Consider the following 16,273-nt stretch of genomic DNA (forward strand, 5'->3'; position numbering starts at 1 on the left):
CTCTCGCGCCGGCCCCGCCGATGACCGATGCTCACACACATGGGAGCGGGCACGGGTGAACTGACCACCGAGGAACAGGCCGTCGTGGAGACGGTGCGCGACTTCGTCGACCGGGACGTCCGCCCGGTGGTGCGGGAACTGGAGCACGCGAACACCTATCCCGAGAAGCTCATCGAGCAGATGAAGCAGCTCGGGATCTTCGGGCTCGCCGTCCCCGAGCCGTGGGGCGAGGCCCCGGTGTCGATGCCCTGCTACGCCCTGGTCACCGCCGAGCTGGCCCGTGGCTGGATGAGCCTGGCCGGCGCGATGGGCGGGCACACCGTCGTCGCGAAACTGCTGGTCGCCTTCGGCACCCGCGAGCAGCAGGACCGCTACCTGCCGCGGATGGCGACCGGTGAGCTGCGCGCGACGATGGCCCTGACCGAGCCCGGCGGCGGCTCGGACCTGCAGGCGATGACGACCCATGCCCGTCGCACCGACGACGGCTGGGTGGTGAACGGGGCCAAGACGTGGATCACCAACTCGCGGCGCTCGGGGCTGATCGCGCTGCTGTGCAAGACCGACCCGGCGGCCGAGCCGCGCCACCGCGGCATCTCGGTGCTGCTCGTCGAGCACGGACCGGGCCTGACCGTGTCCAAGGACCTGCCCAAGCTCGGCTACAAGGGCGTCGAGTCCTGCGAGCTGGTGTTCACCGACATGGCCGTCCCCGCCGACGCGGTGCTCGGCGGCGAGCCCGGACACGGCTTCGCCCAGATGATGAAGGGCCTGGAGACCGGCCGGATCCAGGTCGCCGCGCGCGCACTCGGCGTCGCCGACGCCGCCCTCGCCGACTCCCTGGCCTACGCCCAGGAACGCGAGTCGTTCGGCAAGCCGATCTGGCAGCACCAGTCGGTCGGCAACCACCTCGCCGACATGGCCACGAAGATCACCGCCGCACGGAGCCTGATCCTGCACGCCGCCCGGAGGTACGAGTCCGGACAACGGTGCGACATGGAGGCGGGCATGGCGAAGCTGTTCGCCTCCGAGACCGCGATGGAGGTCGCCCTCGACGCGGTGCGTATCCACGGCGGCTACGGCTACTCGACCGAGTTCGACGTCGAGCGGTACTTCCGCGACGCCCCACTGATGATCGTCGGGGAGGGCACCAACGAGATCCAGCGCAACGTGATCGCCGCCCAGCTCGTCAAGCGCGGGGGCCTGGAACGCTGGTGAGCCCTCAGCCCACGCACAGTCGGCACACATCGGGGCCTGCCATGATCGCCACGCACGGGACCGACGGCGGGGAGGGGACGGCGTGGCGGCCGGGATCGTGGAGGCGGCGGCCGACGAGGGGCTGAGTGCGGCGCAGGTCGCCGCGGCGCGCCGGGCGGGCCGGGCGAACGCGCCGGTCACCGCGGGGACGCGCGGCTACGGGCGGATCCTGCGTACCAACGTCTTCTCCTCCTACAACACGATCCTGTTCGCGATCGGCCTGGTCCTGCTGGTGCTGGGCCGCTACGGCGACGCCCTGACCAGCGTCGGGCTCGGCCTGGTCAACGCCGTCGTCGGGGCGGTGCAGGAGATGCGGGCCAAGCGGAAGCTGGACCGGCTGCAGCTGCTCGACGCCGCGGAGGTCACCGTCGTGCGGGACGGTTCCGAGCAGCGGGTGCCGGCCGCCGACGTCGTCTCCGGGGACGTGCTGGTGGTGCGGGCGGGCGAGCAGGTCGTCGTCGACGGGCCGGTGCTGACCGGGCGGGCCGAGGCCGACGAGTCGCTGCTCACCGGCGAGTCCGACCCGGTCGTCAGGACCCCCGGCGACCTGCTGCGCTCGGGCAGCCACTGCGTCGCGGGCACCGCCCGCCAGCGCGCGACCGCCGTCGGCGCCGACAGCTACGCCGGCCGGCTGACGCTGCAGGCCCGCGCGGACACCACCGAGGCGACACCGCTGCAGCGGCGCATCGACTTCGTCGTCCGGCTGACCATGGTGCTGGTCGTGCTGATGAGCGGCGCGATCCTGGCCCAGGCGTTCCTGGAGGGGTTCTCGCTGCTGCGGGTCGTGCAGATCACCGCGGTGCTGTCCGGGCTGGTCCCCTACGGCCTGTTCTTCCTGATCGCCGTCGCCTACACCCGCGGCGCGGCCCGGCTGGCCGGGCGCGGCGCCCTGGTGCAGCAGGTCAACGCGGTGGAGGCGGTCACCCACGTCGACGTCGTCTGCACCGACAAGACCGGCACCCTGACCACCGGCGCGCTGCGCCTGGACGGGCTCGACCCGCTCGACGGGACCGACCCGGGGCCGGTGCTCGCGCGGTTCGCGGCGACGGTGTCCGACCCGAACCTCACCTCCGCCGCGCTCGCCGCGGCGCTGCCCGGAACGCCGTGGGAGCTGCGCGACGAGGTCGCGTTCACCTCGTCGCTGCGCTGGTCCGGGCAGGTCACCACCGGCGGGGAGGCGTTCGTGCTCGGCGCCCCGGACGCGCTCGCACCGCACCTGGACGACCCGGACGCCGTCGCCGACCGGGTGGAGGCGCGCACCGCAGCCGGGCTGCGGGTGCTGCTGCTGGCCCGGGCCGCGCGGGCGGGCGCCGCGCTGCGCGACGGCGACGGTCGCCCCGCCCTGCCCGCCCTGGCCCCGGTGGCGCTGGTGGTGCTGTCCGACGAGCTGCGCCCCGGCGTCGCCGACGCCCTGGAGCGGTTCGCCGCGGACGGGGTCGCGGTGAAGGTGCTCTCGGGCGACGACCCGCGCACCGTCGCCGCGCTCGCGGCGAAGGCCGGGCTCGACGTGGGTGAGGCGGTCGCCGGGTCCGAGGTCGAGGAGCTCGACGACTCCGCCGGGGGCCGGGCCGCGCTCGACGCGCTCGTCGCCCGGACCACGGTGTTCGGGCGGGTCACCCCGGAGCAGAAGGAGCGGGTCGTCGCGAGCCTGCGCCGGGGTGGCGCGCACGTCGCGATGCTCGGTGACGGGGTGAACGACGCGCGTGCCCTCAAACGGGCCCACGTCGGCGTCGCGATGCGCAGCGGCTCGGCGGTGACCCGCGACGTCGCCGACATCGTGCTCGTCGACGACTCGTTCGACGCGCTGCTGCCGGCGCGCACCGAGGGCCGCCGGATCATCGACGGCATCGCCGTGTCGATGTACGTGTTCCTCACCCGGGTCGCCACCCAGGGCCTGGTGATCATGGCCGTGACCATGCTCGGGCTCGGGTTCCCCTACTCCCCCACCCAGGTCGGGCTGACGCTGCTGACCGTCGGCGTGCCCACGCTGTTCCTGACGCTGTGGGCGACGCCGTCCGAGCCGGACCCGGACCTGCTGAGCAACCTCGCCCGCTTCGTGGTGCCGGCATCCGTGGTGACCGCGGGCGCGGGGACGGTCGTCTACACGGTGCTCTACCAGGGCATCCTCCAGGGCTTCACCAGCGGACGGACCCCGGCGCAGGTGATCGAGCAGTTCCAGAGCTACACCGGGCTGACCTACGGCACCGACGCCGACTTCGCCGGTGCGGCCGCGACGCTCGGCGCGCAGACCGGGCTGTCGACGTTCGTGGGGCCGGCGTCGTTCGTGCTGATCCTGTTCCTGCTGCCGCCGCACCGGTTCCTCGCGGCGTGGACGGCACCGGTGTCCGACCGTCGCCCGGCCTGGCTGGTGCTGGGCCTGACCGTGGTGTTCGCGGGCGTGGTCGGGACCCCGGCGCTGTCGTCGTACTTCGGGCTCACCGGCGCGGCGCGGCCGGTGTTCCTGGTGGTGCTGCCGGTCCTGGTCTGCTGGTTCGCCCTGATGTGGGTGGTGCTGCGGTTCCGGCTGATGGACCGGATGCTGGGGACCCACCGGCTGCCCGGGCGGGTCGGTCAGCCGCCGTCCTGACGGGCGGAGTCCGGCGGGGCGGGCACGGCGTCGCCCCCGACGGTCTCGCTGTCGTCCCCGGTTGCCGTGTCGGTCCCGGTCCCGGTCTTTGTGTCGGTGCCGGTAGCGGCGGAGGCCGGGGCCGCGCCGTCGACGGCGGTGACCGGGGTGCCCGCGGCGACGTCGTCCACACCGGAGAACCGGCGGTCCCGCAGGTCGATCTGCTCACCGAGGTAGCGCAGCAGCACCGCGACGACGGCCGCGACCGGCACCGCGAGGAACGCACCGGCGATCCCGGCGAGCGACCCGCCCGCCGTCACCGCCAGCAGCACGACGGCACCGTGCAGCTTGAGGCTCTGTCCCTGCAGGAAGGGCTGCAGCACGTTGCCCTCGATCTGTTGCACCGCCACGACCAGCACCGCCACCGCGACCGCGGTGCCGAAGCCCTGCGTGACCAGCGCGATGAGCACGGCCAGCGAGCCCGCGACGACCGCACCGACGATCGGGATGAACCCGCCGACGAAGGTCAGCACGGCGAGCGGCAGCGCCAGCGGGATGCCCAGCAGCACCAGGCCGATGCCGATGAACACGGCGTCGATGAGGCTCACCAGTGCCTGGACGCGGATGAAGCCGCCGAGGACGTCCCACATCCGGCGCAGCACCTCGGCGATGTGCCCGCCCGCGCTGCGACCGGTGATCGAGGTCAGCCACGGCAGGAACCGGGGCCCGTCCTTGACGAAGAAGAAGGTCAGCACCAGCGCCAGCACCAGCGAGATCAGCCCGGACGCCAGGGTGGACACCCCGGTCAGGACGCCGCCGGCGATGGCGGTCGCGCTCTGCTGCAGCTGCTGGGTGACCTGGTTGACGATGTCACCGATCTGGCCGTCGCCGAGGTTCAGCGGTGGCCCGGTCACCCACTGCTGGATCTGCCCGAGCGCCGCGATCACCCCGGAGGTGATCTGCTGGGTCTGCCCGGCGATCGACGGCGCGATGCTCACGAACAGCCCGGTCACCGCGGCGATGCCGACGAGCAGCACGATCGCGGAGGCCGCCGCGGCCGGCACCCGCCACCTGATGAGCAGCGCCGCGGGCGGACGCAGGACGGTGGCCAGCAGGATCGCGAGCACGACGGGCCAGACGACGACCCACAGCATGCCGATGACGTAGCCGACGATCACCAGTCCGACGGCGATCAGCGCGACCCGCAGGCTCCACGCCGCCAGCCAGGTGAGCCCGTTGCCGATGACGGTGCCGCGGCTGGCGACCGGGGCCGTCGGCGACGGGCTCAGCAGCCCGCCCCCCGCCGGGTCCCGCCGCGCCCCACGGTTCTCGGCGCGCGCGGCCGGTTGCGACCCCGAATCCATGACCCACTCCGTTCGTACCGGTCGACCTGCGGCGGGAACCCTAGCGGCGCAGGAGCCCCGGTGCCCGCCGCAACGCCCACGCCACACCCCGGAGGGCGCTCAGAGGTCGTCGGCGAGATGGCGGAACCCGGCGGGCCGGTCGCGGTGCAGTGTCCACAGGGTCCCGGCGAGTACGGCGGGGTCCTTGCGGGGGTGCCCGGGCTCGATCGCGCCGGGGACGATCAGCTGGGCGACGTGCACGCCGTCGCCGGCCAGCTCGTCGTGCAGCATCGCCGCGAAGGCGCCGAGCCCGGCGAAGGCGATGGAGGTGCCCGCCACCCGCGACGACGGCCGGGCCCCGCTGCCGCCGTTGACGAACAGCACCGTGCCGCGGCCCAGCGCGCGCATCCCGGGCAGCACCTGGTGCACGGCCGCGACCGGCCCGTACACCGACATCTCGACCGGCCCGAGGAGGTCGGCCGGGGTGGTCTCGAGCAGCGGCCGCAGGAAGTCCTTCTGCGGTGCGGGGCTGTACTGCAGCACCTCGACCGGGCCGACGGTCTCCGCGACCCGTTCCAGCGTCGCGGCGAGGGCGGCGGGGTCGCGGGCGTCGGCGGTGAAGGGGTGCGCGGCGACGCCGTCGTCCGCCAGCTCGGCGGCCAGCGCCTCGGCACGGTCGCGGCGCCGCCCGATCAGGGCGACCTCGAACCCCTCGCGCCCGAAGCGCCGGGCCGTCGCCGCACCGAGTCCCGGTCCGGCACCGACGATCGCGATGGTGGTCATGGCGTGATCATGCGGGTCGTGGCGCGGATCCGCACGGTCCGCGGTGCCCGCGGGGTCAGCCGCCCGACAGCAGGGTGAGCCGGTCCGCGACGGCGCCCAGCTGCGTGCTCATCCCATTGAGCTCCTGGGCGGCGTCGCCGAGCAGCCCGGGGTCGCCGAGGGAGGCGCCCGCGATGCAGTGCCGGGCCGCGTCGGCGCCCGCGGCGAGCCCGCCACGCCAGTACACCTGGGCGACGGCGTCCGGGATCGCCGGATACGCCTGCGCGGAGGCGACCTCGTCGCGCAGGTCGCGGCAGGCCTCGGCCAGCGCGACGATCCCGCCGCCGGACCCGGCGCGCGCGATGTCGCGCAGGGCCTCGGTGATCGCGGTGACGTGCACCTGACCGCCCGCGGCGCGCCAGTCGCCGACCGCGGCCGTCGCGGTGGCGGCGTCGTCGATCCCGCGGCCCGCCGCCCCCGCGGCGCCGACGACCACCGCGAACACGACGAGCATCCCGGCGATCCCGGCGGCCAGGCCCGCGCCGACCGCGAGCGGGCGACGGCGGCGCGGCAACAGCGTGGCCGGGAAGCCGGGCAGCCTCCCGTCGGCGCCGGGCCCGGCGGCGGGCTCGACGACGACCGGGGCCGGTGTGAACCAGGGCCGCTCCGGTGCCGGGGCGGGCGGCGCGGGGTGCGCGCCGTCGCGGGGTGCGGGGACGACCGACCACCAGGGCGCGGTGCCGTGCTGGGGCGCGGTGGTCCGCGGTGCCGGGCGGGGCTGCGGGACGGCGATCCGGTGGGCGGGCACATCCTGCTGCGGTGCGGCGGCGCGGTGGCCGTCGACGTCCGGCCGGGGCACGGCCTCGCCCCGCGGGGCGCCCCGCTGCGCCGGGACGGCGATCGTGGGCGGGGTCTCACGCAGGGCGTGCCGCGGGCGGTACGACGTGCCGTCCATGACGTCCCCCTCTCCGGCGTGCGGGCGCCCCACGCAGTGCATCGCGCCGGCGCCGAGATCGTCACCGATTCCCCGACAGTGTCACCAGAAATGGTGACCCGCGCATGCGCTGGGCGCCACCCACCGTTCACCCGACGCTCGTAGCATCACGCCCGTCATGGCCGATCCCGTCCGCCCGCTGCGCACCGGCGCGGCCGCCCCGTCCGCGCACCTCGCACCGGGCCGGACCACGGTGCCGCGCTACACCGGCCCGGCCGGTCGCGGCGACGCGCCGCACCTGGTCGTCGTCGCCGGGTCGGCGCCGGATCCCGACCTCGGGCCCGCCGACCGCCTGGTCCGGCTGCCCACCGGCGGGGACGCGGCGAGCCTGCTGGACCGGGAGCTCACGACGCTGGTCACCGGCACCCGGATCCTGGTCACCGGGCCCGAGACCGTCGTGCAGGCCGTGCGCGCCGCGGCGCTGCACCGGGGCGCCCTCGACGAGGAGCTCGTCCTGGTCCCGACCGACATCGCCGACTCCACCCGGGACCGGACGGTGCACTGCGGACACTGCCACCACCGCGTCGTCGTGCACGCCGACGTCGGGGACGCCGTGGCCTGCCCCGGCTGCCGGCTCGTGCTGCACGTCGCCGGGCACCACTCGCGCCGGCTCGCGGCGTTCCTCGGCGCGCCCACCCCGCAGCGGGCGCCGTGACCCGGCCTGCCGTGCACCTGCGGGTCGCCGCGGTCACCGACGCCGCGCCCGGCGTCCGTTCCCTGGAGCTCGCCGCCGCACCGGGGACCGGGCCGCTGCCCGCGGCCCCGCCCGGCGGCCACATCGGCGTCGAGTGGGCGCCCGGCCGCTGGAACTCCTACTCGCTGACCGAGCCGTCCCCCGCACCCGACCGCTGGCACGTCTCGGTCGCGCGACGACCGGACTCGCGCGGCGGCTCGGTGTGGGCGCACGGTCTCGCCCCGGGCGACGCGGTCGTGGCGACGACGCCGCGCAGCTCGTTCCCGCCGGTCGACACCGCGCGCCATCACCTGCTCGTCGCGGGCGGGATCGGGGTGACCGCGGTCCTGTCCCACGCCCGCTGGCACGCGTTCTGGGGGAACCCGTTCACGGTGCTCACCGTCCACCGCCCCGGTCCCGCGCCCCACCGCGACGAGCTGCGCGCGCTCTGCGGGGACCGGCTGGTCGAGGCCACCGGCCGCGTCGAGGCCCACACCGCGCTGGAGCGGCTGCTGACCACGGCACCGTTCGGCAGCCACGTCCACACCTGCGGCCCGCCCGGTCTGATCGCCGCGGCCGCGCGGACCGCACGCGCCGCGCACTGGGTCGACGCCCGCATCCACGCCGAGGCGTTCGTCCCCGAACCCGGTCCCGGTACCCCGTTCCGTGCGGTGCTGCGCCGCAGCGGTCGCACGGTCGAGGTCGGTGCCCGCGAGACCCTGCTCGACGCCGTGCACCGCGCCGGGGTCGCCGCGCCCGCGATGTGCCGGCGCGGTGTCTGCGGCGAGTGCGTGACACCCGTCGTCGACGGTCGGGTGGAGCACCGCGACACGGTCCTGACCGCCGACGAGCGCGCCGACCGGATGGCGCTCTGCGTGTCCCGCGCCGCCGGGACGGCACTGGAGCTGGACCTGTGACCGGCGTCGACGACTACCCGTTCCCGCTGCCGCACCCGACCTACCGGATCAGCGCGAACGTCGAACCGGCCGGGGTCGAGCGCCGTACCGAGGCCGGCTGCTGGGGCGCGCGGATCGTGCACGACGGCCCGGACCGTCCCGCCGTCGCCGCCGAGCGCGCGTCGACCCTGGACCGCGAACCCGCCCGGTTCGTCGCCGCACCGCACGCCCGCGCCTCCTGCTGGGACGCCTGCCTGTACCTGCTCGGGCGCCTCGCCGCCGAGCAGCCCGGCAGCTGCTCCCTGACCCGCACCCCCGGCCGGACCGGCGGAACGGGCGGCCGGCGGTTCCGTGACGCGGCCACCGGCACCGACCAGGAGTTCGTGTTCGGCGACGACGCCACCCTGCCCGAGCACCCGTTGCGCTGGGTGTCCCGGCTCGTCGCGGAGGACGTGGTGGTGCTCGGCGCCCGCGACGACGCGTTGTGGCTCGACGCCGGTGCCGTCGCGTTCGCCTCGGTCTGGTCGCTCGGGTTCGACGCCGGGATGAGCTTCCGGGAGCTACACGGCCCGGTCCCCGGCAACGGTCCCGGCGGGGTGTTCGAGCGCGCCGAACGCTTCCTGCTGCGGCTGCACCCCGGCGAGGCCTACCGCCGGCTGAACTGGGGGCTGCAGCCCGACGACCGCCGCGACCTGTCCCTCGACGCCGCCCCGCTGTGGCAGCCCGCCCGGACCCGGCTCGACCTCACCGACCCCGGCAGGCAGATCCACCTGCGCACCGAGGTGCAGCACCTGGTGCGGCTGCCGCTGACCGGCGCGGTGCTGTTCCTGATCGGTGTCCGCCTGCTGCCGCTCGACGAGATCGCGCGGGTACCGGCCTGGCGCGAGCGCCTCGCGTCGGTCCTGGAGACACTGTCGCCGGAGGTCGCGGAGTACAAGGAGCTGGAGCCGCTGGCCTCGATCGCCGCGGAATGGTTGCGCGCCGGGTCCTGACCGGCGGTGGCGGCCCCACAGCCCCGTCCCCCTCACGACTCGCCCCGAGCTGTCGGCCCCCTCGGCCACACCGATACGGGCACACGTTCGAGCAGGAGGCCGCGCCGCCCGACCACCCACCGCCCGAACGCGACCGACAGCCGCTAGCCTCGCGCGCCGTGACCGACGCGCCCCGAACCACCGTGCTCGACCTCGTCGCCGACCCCGGGCTGCCGACCGAGCTCGCCCACCGGCTCGTCCGCGACCTGCCCGCCGCGCTCGGAGAGCACGACGACGCCCGCTGGGAGGTCCGTCTCGCCGACGAACCGATCGTCCTGGACGAGCGCGGCGCGCTACCCGCTCTCGACATCGGCGACCGGGTGCGCGAGCGGGACGGCGCCGACGCCGTCGTGCTGCTCACCGACCTGCCGCGCCGCTCCGGGGCGGATCCGGTCGTCGCCGACGGCGGGACCGGGCACCGGGTGGGCCTGGTGTCGCTGCCCGCGCTGGGCGCGATCAACCAGTACCGGCGGTGCCGCGACACGGTGGTCCGTCTCGTGACCGGGCACCTGGTGCCCCCCGACCGCGCGGGCGCCGAGGAGGGCGGGGCGCCGGACGCCGGTCGTGCGGGACCGCTGACCCGGATCGACTCGGGGCCCCGCGCCGGGACCGACGGCGACCACCGCGACCAGGACCGCGAGCAGAAGCGCGACCGCGATCGGGACGACCGGGCGGACGGCGACGCCGCCCGGCGCGGGCCCGCGGACGACTCCGATGCCGGCAGCGGCGGGGTGGAGGACGACATCGACGTCCGCCTCGCGCTGACCGGGCTCCGCGGGCGGGTGCGGCTGCTGGCCGGGATGGTCCGCGCGAACCGTCCGTGGCGGCTGGTACCGAGCCTGTCCCCCGCCATCGCCGCGGCAGCGGCCGGGGCCGCGTTCGGGATCTTCTACTCCAACATCTGGCAGCTGGCGACCGCGCTCGGGACCGCCCGGCAGGTGACGGTCATGCTGATCGCCCTGGTCGGGATGACCGCGTGGCTGATCCTCGACAACCGGCTGTGGGAGTCGCGACGGCACCGCTCGCTGCGCGAGGAGATGCTGCTGTCGAACCTCTCGACGGTGATCACCGTGGCGTGCGGGGTGCTGACGATGTTCGCGCTGCTGTTCGTCCTGGCCCTGGTCGCGGCGGTCCTCGTCATCCCGCCGGACTACCTGTCCTCGACGCTGATGCGCGAGTCCGGGCCGGACGACTGGATCATGATCGCCTGGTTGTCGACGTCCATGGGGACGGTCGCCGGGGCACTGGGTTCCGGGTTCGCCGACGACGGCGCGGTCCGCCAGGCCGCGTACAGCCGCCGGGAGCAGGAGCGGCGGGCACGGCTGGACCGGGCCGACGACGGTGACCGCGGCAGGGACACCCCGGCCTGACCGACACCGGCTCCGCCCGGCGCCGGCAGCGGTCGTGACGGCCGGACCGGCGGCGCAGCGGGCCGCTGTGCGGTGCGGTGCGGTGAGCCCGGAACCGGCGTGGATCCGGCGGGTCAGCCCTCGACGAGGGCGTTCCGCAGAACGCGCAGCGCCGCGGCGTCCCGCGCCTGCCCGTCCGCGGCGGCGTCGAGCCGGGCGACCAGGTCCGCAGGCAGGTCGAGCACGATCCGGACCGGCGCCACGTCCGACTCCGCGCTCGGGGTACCGGCGTCGTCGCCCCCGGCGCCGTCGGAGCCCGCCACCGCGGCAGTGGGTGCCGCCGCCCCGTCGGCCCGCGTACCGGCCGACGCGGTGCCGGCGGTCGCGGCCCCCGTGGTCGTGTTCCCGGCGGATGCGGGCCCGGACGACACCGAACCGGTGGCGGCCCCGGTGGAGCCAAGCTGAGTCCCGGTGGCGGCGGGCTCGGTGGCGGCGGGCTCGGTGGGCGCGGGGTCGGTGGCGGCGGGCTCGTGCCCCCGGCCGCGCAGGACCAGGGCCAGTACCGGCAGGGCGATGGTGCCGAGCGCGTCGACGATCCCCGCGACGCCGAACCAGCGCCAGTACCACTCGCTGTCGCCGACCTCGCCGTCGGTGATCACCGGCAGCGCCAGCATCGTCGCGACGACGGCGATCGCGGCCAGGGTCAGCCCGAGCCCTGCGCGGATCACGGTGCGGCGCCGCTCGGCGAGGAGCAGCAGCAGGTTCGCGTGCGCCAGGCTGATCGCGACGATCGTCGCGACCAGCAGGGTCTTCAGCACCGACCCGTCGCCGTCGCCCTCGAAGAGCTCGTCGCCGCCCCAGACCAGCCACAGCGCGGCCACCGCGGCGACGACGCTCGCCGCCAGACCGGCGAACCCGAGGGCCCGCACGGCGCGGGTGACGACGGCGAGATGGCAGAGCGCCGAGGTGCCGAACGCGGCGACGACCAGCGTGGTCGCGACGATCCGTGCCTGCAGGTCGCCGAAGCCGCCGCCGAGCAGGGCGACGATCCCGCAGAGCGAGGCGACGAGCAGCGAGGCGACCACCGCGACGATCATCGCGCGGCGGGCCCCGCGGACCGGGGAGGCAGCTGGTGCGGTCATGCCGGCGAGGCTAGGGCCATCCGGTGCGGTCGGGCCTCCGTAGGGCTACGGCATCCCGGCGAGCAGGGTCGCGACGCCCTCCCGGTGCTGGGCGACGGCGTCGTCGACCCGCCCGCGCCGGGCCCGGCCCGCCGCCCGGGTGGAGACGAGTACGGCCAGGGTCCGCCCGTCCGGACCGGCGATCTCGACGCGGCCGAGGTCGTGGCCGGTGAGCAGGTCCATGGCGCGGGCCAGCGCGTCGGGCGGGAGCGGCGCGTGGACGTGCAGCCGGGCCCGGGCGCGGCACAGCCGGTCGGGGCTCCACGGGCCCGTGTCGGCGACGCCGCGGTAGAGCTCGTCGAGCCGCGGGTCGCAGCCCGGCAGCCGGACCCGGACGTCGCGATGGGTCTGGTTCAGCACCGCGTCGACGATCTCCACCAGCTCCCACCCGTGCGCGTCCGCGTCGACGGTGGCGAGCACGTCCGGAACCGCGCCGGGCAGCGGTGCGCCGCGCACGCCGGGGTCGGGGACGAGCGCGGCGATCCGGATGCGTTCGCCGTCCTTGCCACCGCCGACGGCGTCGTGGTCCTCCGGGCGGCCACCCCAGTCGGGGCCGTCGTGCCAGGCCACCGCGGACGGTTCGTGGACGAGCAGCGCACCGTTGTTCCAGGCCCGGTAGGCCAGGTCCCAGTCCTCGCCGCCGTAGCCGACGTAGCGCTCGTCGAAGCCGCCGAGGTCGTCGAACAGGCTGCGGTGCAGGGCGAGCACGGCGCTGATGACCAGCTGCCAGTCCGTGCCCGACGCGTCGAGCAGGTCGCGGGTGCGGCGGTAGCCGTCGGCGAGCCAGGCCGGGTCGGGCAGCTGCGGCGCGCCGGCCGGGTCGTCGCCCGGGGCGGTGCCGGACAGGTCCGCGTGCCGGCGACGCCCGACGGCGAGCACGTCCGGGCAGGCCGCGATCCGCGCGGTGAGCGCTGCGACGAAGCCGGGCCCGGGGACGGTGTCGGCGTCGAGGAACACCAGGACGTCACCCTCGACCTGCGCGGCGCCGCGGTTGCGCGCGGCGGCGGCGCGGAACCCGCGGTCGTCCTGGGTCACCACCCGCACCGGGACCGGCCCCGCGAGCGCGGCCGGGTCGGGCGGCTCCGGGGACCCGTCGTCGGCGACGACCACCGACACCGGCGGTCGGGTCTGCGTCTGCAGCGCGGCGACGGTGCGGGCCAGCTGCGCGGGCTGGCGGTAGTGGCACACCACCACCCCCACCGACGGCGGCGGCCCGGTGTGCGGCGCGAGCAGGTCCCAGCGGTTCCCCGGCACGCTCACCGGGCGACCATCCTCCGGTAGAGGGCGGCGTGCCCGGCCCCGGCGTCCGGCCAGTCCGGGACCGGGCCGCGGGTCGCGCCGGACCGGGTCAGGGCGTCGGCGACGAGGGCGTCCCGGCGGGCGTCGTCGTCGTAGAGCGCCACCGCGCCCGGAGCGGCGGCGTCGACCTCGTGGGCGTAGGCACCGGCCGCGGCCAGCGGGTAGCGGCCGTGGGCCAGCCACGCCAGCAGCGAACCGCTGGCACTGACGGTGCGGCTCGGCGCGACCGGGACGGTGACCGCCGCCGCCGCCGCGGCGAGCGCCGCCGGCTCCAGGTGTCCGGTGAGGATCCAGTCCACCCCACGCGACCGGGCGTACCCGGCGAGGGACCGGGCGAGCTCGTCGTGCCCGTCGGACACCGCCCCCGCGGCGACGACCGCGGGCCGGTCCGGGTGCGCCGCCGCCGCGTCGATCACGGCCTCGTGCCCCTTGCCGGGATAGACGAACCCGAGCACGCCGAGCGTGGGGCGCCCCGCCCAGCCCGGCGCCTGCTCGGCCGGCACGACGACCGGCAGCGGCAGCGGCAGGGTCACCGGGTCGGCCGCGCCGAGCGCGCGAGCCTTGTCGGCCTCGTGCCCCGCGGACACGACGACCGCGTCGGCGACGGCGACCACGCGCCGGTAGCCGGCGGACCGGCGGACGTCGCGGGCCGGGTCGGGGTCGGCGCCGGGCAGGTCGTGCAGGGTCACGACGAGCGGTCGTGGCAGGACCTCCGCCTGCTCGACGAAGGCGTCGGCGGCCGCGGCGACCCCGGCACCCCACAGTGCGTCGGTGAACTGGGCGTGGGTGAGGTCGGCCTGGCCGGAACCGACCGGGACCACGCCGTCGGCGACCACCGCGGCGGCGACGGCGGCGGCGTGCCGGACCACGCCGTGCCCGGACGCCCCGGGTGCGACGACCCGCACGGTGACGGTCACCGCGCCACCCCGGCCAGGACGCGGCGGTACTCGCGGGCGTGGGCGTCGGCGACCTCGGCGCGGCGCCGTTCCCGGTCGCCGGGGTCGGCCCGCCAGGTCGGACGGGTCCGGTGCGCCAGTGCGACGGCGGCGCCGAGCGAGGCGCGGTCGGGTCCGTCGTCGGTGAGGGCGTAGGTCAGGCAGGGCGCCTGCTCCCGGAAGTGTCCGACGTCGGGCACCAGCGCGGTCGTGCCGAGGTCGTGACAGGCCTCCAGCCAGCCGGAATGGGTCCCCCACCGGTACGGGAGCACCGACACGTCGAGCTCCTGGAGGTAGGTGTGGAGGGCGTCGTCGTCGAACGGGGGGTGCACCCGCAGCTCGAGGCGGGGCTCGTCGCGCAGGGCGTGCGCCACGGCGCGGCCACGCGCGTCGTCGTGCGCGTCGACCCGCAGCCGGACGTCGGGCGGGGCGGTCGCGGCGAGCGCACGGGCCACCCCGACCGGGTCGGCGTTGGTGCGGTGGCTCTTGGCGTGCAGGCCGACGACGAACCCGTCGGCGCGGCGGGGCCGGGGACGGCGCAGCCACTCCGGCCCGACGACGGCCGGGTGCCCCAGCACCAGCGCCTCGCGTCCCCAGCGTTCCCGGATCCGCGCGGCGGCCCCCGGGGTCAGCGTGACGAGCCCGGCGGCGGCCGGTACCAGCACGTCGAGGGCCGCGGCGTGCGGCGCGGGGTCGGCGTGGTGCGGGTTGCGCAGGTCGTGCACGGTCAGCACCAGCGGGACACCCGTCTCCCCCAGTGCCGCGACGAGTGCGCGCAGCTGGTCGGGGGTGCGGTCGTCGAAGCCGAAGTGGACGTGCAGCAGGTCGACGTCCGCGGCGTGCGCACGCAGGTGGTCGGCGTCGAGCCACGGCGAGGGCCACCACACCCCCGGACGCGCGCCCGGGACCGGCGGGTCCGGGAGCCGGACCACCTCGGGGTGGTGCAGCGATGCCACGTAGGGATGGGCGGTGGGCACGGACGCCACGCGCACGCGACGGCTCCTCTCCTCGGGTCCCCCGGGATGCCCGTCCGGGCGCGGATCAACCGCACGGGCCACGATGACCGGGTGACCGATCCGCGCCGCCGCCACTACGGCGTCCTCTACGGCCTCGAGGCGCCGCCGCCGGGACCGCTCGCCCTGGTGTGGGGCAACTGCCAGGCCGAGTCGGTCCGGGTGCTGCTCGCCGGCGTCGACGGCCTGCCGGTCACCCCCGTGCGCATCCCGCCGGTGCACGAGCTCACCGCCGACGACCTGCCCCACCTGCGCCGGCTGCTGTCCCGGACCCGGCTGCTGGCGTCCCAGCCGGTCCGCGACGACTACCGCGACCTCCCCCTGGGCACCGCCCAGGTCGCCGCCGGGCTGGCGCCGGGGGCGGTCGTCGTCCGCTGGCCGGTGATCCGCCATCCCGCGCTGCACCCGTGGTCGGCGATCGTGCGCCACGCGTCCGACCCGGCCGCCGTCCCGCCGGGGGTGCCCTACCACGACCTGCGGGCCCTCGCGGCCGCCGCGGGACGCGAGCCGGGGCCGCCGCCGACGCCGGAGGCGTTGCGCGAGGTGGGCCGCCGCGGGATCGCCGAGCTCGCCCGGCGGGAGGCCCGCGACACCGACGCCGGGGTGTCCGACGCGATCGCCGGGTTCGGCGCGGCGGCCGCACACACCCTCAACCACCCCGGCAACGGGGTGCTGATGCTGCTCGCCGGGCGGATCCTCGACGCCGCCGGGATGCCGGGCGTCGTGTGTGACCCCGGACGCACCCTGCTCGGCGGGATCCGGTCCCCGCTGCGCGCCGACGTCGTCGACGCCCTCGGGCTGGACACGCCGCCGCGCCCGCACTGGTGCGTCTCCGACCGGGCGATCGGCGAGGACGAGGTCGCCGCCGCGCAACGGGCCTGGTACGCCACGCACCCCGGATGGGTGGACGCCGGGCTGGCCCGGCACGCCGACACGCTGGAGCTGCTGGGGCTGTAGCCGGGCCGGGGGCCCAAGGTCGA

The 16,273-nt window shown here is 76.5% G+C and carries 14 protein-coding genes; 7 read left to right on the plus strand and 7 right to left on the minus strand.

What is annotated here, in order from left to right; genetic code table 11:
* The first annotated feature begins 39 nt into the window (after positions 1-39).
* Together DMP15_RS17300 and DMP15_RS17305 are read left to right on the plus strand one after the other, a co-directional pair.
* Positions 40-1,212, plus strand: coding sequence for an acyl-CoA dehydrogenase family protein (locus DMP15_RS17300; RefSeq protein ID WP_073575070.1), 1,173 nt, complete (start codon positions 40-42; stop codon positions 1,210-1,212).
* Positions 1,213-1,294: 82 nt separating this feature from the next.
* Positions 1,295-3,838: an HAD-IC family P-type ATPase gene (locus DMP15_RS17305; RefSeq protein WP_337826169.1), complete on the plus strand. Its 2,544-nt coding sequence runs from the start codon at positions 1,295-1,297 to the stop codon at positions 3,836-3,838.
* Here the strand turns inward: DMP15_RS17305 and DMP15_RS17310 are convergent.
* From DMP15_RS17310 to DMP15_RS17320, 3 genes are all read right to left on the minus strand, one after another.
* On the minus strand, positions 3,823-5,181 hold the full coding sequence (locus tag DMP15_RS17310; protein WP_073575071.1) for an AI-2E family transporter: 1,359 nt from the start codon (positions 5,179-5,181) through the stop codon (positions 3,823-3,825). The two genes, DMP15_RS17305 and DMP15_RS17310, sit on opposite strands and share 16 nt — an antisense overlap.
* 99 nt (positions 5,182-5,280) lie before the next feature.
* Positions 5,281-5,943 carry an SDR family NAD(P)-dependent oxidoreductase gene (locus DMP15_RS17315; RefSeq protein WP_073575072.1) on the minus strand — a complete coding sequence of 221 codons (663 nt, stop codon included), beginning with the start codon at positions 5,941-5,943 and terminating at the stop codon, positions 5,281-5,283.
* 55 nt (positions 5,944-5,998) lie between these two features.
* On the minus strand, positions 5,999-6,877 hold the full coding sequence (locus tag DMP15_RS17320) for a hypothetical protein (protein WP_073575073.1): 879 nt from the start codon (positions 6,875-6,877) through the stop codon (positions 5,999-6,001).
* A gap of 157 nt (positions 6,878-7,034) precedes the next feature.
* On the opposite strand from DMP15_RS17320, the gene DMP15_RS17325 reads away from it, so the two are divergent.
* From DMP15_RS17325 to DMP15_RS17340, 4 genes are all read left to right on the plus strand, one after another.
* The gene (locus DMP15_RS17325) at positions 7,035-7,571 is read left to right on the plus strand and encodes a dimethylamine monooxygenase subunit DmmA family protein (RefSeq protein WP_073575074.1); all 537 of its coding nucleotides are present in this window, start codon (positions 7,035-7,037) and stop codon (positions 7,569-7,571) included.
* Complete coding sequence (locus DMP15_RS17330; protein WP_073575075.1) at positions 7,568-8,506, plus strand: PDR/VanB family oxidoreductase; 939 nt, start codon at positions 7,568-7,570, stop codon at positions 8,504-8,506. The genes DMP15_RS17325 and DMP15_RS17330 overlap by 4 nt, the downstream gene beginning before the upstream one ends.
* The gene (locus tag DMP15_RS17335) at positions 8,503-9,477 is read left to right on the plus strand and encodes a heme-dependent oxidative N-demethylase subunit alpha family protein (RefSeq protein ID WP_073575076.1); all 975 of its coding nucleotides are present in this window, start codon (positions 8,503-8,505) and stop codon (positions 9,475-9,477) included. Before DMP15_RS17330 ends, DMP15_RS17335 begins: the two co-directional genes overlap by 4 nt.
* Before the next feature lie 158 nt (positions 9,478-9,635).
* The gene (locus tag DMP15_RS17340) at positions 9,636-10,886 is read left to right on the plus strand and encodes a hypothetical protein (RefSeq protein ID WP_202416424.1); all 1,251 of its coding nucleotides are present in this window, start codon (positions 9,636-9,638) and stop codon (positions 10,884-10,886) included.
* A gap of 113 nt (positions 10,887-10,999) precedes the next feature.
* On the opposite strand, the gene DMP15_RS17345 is transcribed toward DMP15_RS17340, so the two are convergent.
* From DMP15_RS17345 to DMP15_RS17360, 4 genes are read right to left on the minus strand one after another with little or no spacing between them, the layout of a single operon-like run.
* A complete protein-coding gene (locus DMP15_RS17345) occupies positions 11,000-12,007 on the minus strand; it encodes a hypothetical protein (RefSeq protein ID WP_139282754.1) in 1,008 nt (335 codons plus the stop codon).
* 45 nt (positions 12,008-12,052) lie between these two features.
* Positions 12,053-13,306 carry a glycosyltransferase family 2 protein gene (locus tag DMP15_RS17350; RefSeq protein ID WP_167379057.1) on the minus strand — a complete coding sequence of 418 codons (1,254 nt, stop codon included), beginning with the start codon at positions 13,304-13,306 and terminating at the stop codon, positions 12,053-12,055.
* Positions 13,303-14,262 carry a hypothetical protein gene (locus DMP15_RS17355; protein WP_073575079.1) on the minus strand — a complete coding sequence of 320 codons (960 nt, stop codon included), beginning with the start codon at positions 14,260-14,262 and terminating at the stop codon, positions 13,303-13,305. Before DMP15_RS17355 ends, DMP15_RS17350 begins: the two co-directional genes overlap by 4 nt.
* On the minus strand, positions 14,259-15,272 hold the full coding sequence (locus DMP15_RS17360; protein WP_073575080.1) for a hypothetical protein: 1,014 nt from the start codon (positions 15,270-15,272) through the stop codon (positions 14,259-14,261). The genes DMP15_RS17355 and DMP15_RS17360 overlap by 4 nt, the downstream gene beginning before the upstream one ends.
* Before the next feature lie 75 nt (positions 15,273-15,347).
* On the opposite strand from DMP15_RS17360, the gene DMP15_RS17365 reads away from it, so the two are divergent.
* The gene (locus DMP15_RS17365) at positions 15,348-16,250 is read left to right on the plus strand and encodes a WcbI family polysaccharide biosynthesis putative acetyltransferase (protein ID WP_139282755.1); all 903 of its coding nucleotides are present in this window, start codon (positions 15,348-15,350) and stop codon (positions 16,248-16,250) included.
* Positions 16,251-16,273 lie beyond the last annotated feature (23 nt).

This window comes from Pseudonocardia sp. UM4_GMWB1, from assembly GCF_017312155.1.
Taxonomy (GTDB): Bacteria; Actinomycetota; Actinomycetes; order Mycobacteriales; family Pseudonocardiaceae; genus Pseudonocardia; species Pseudonocardia alni.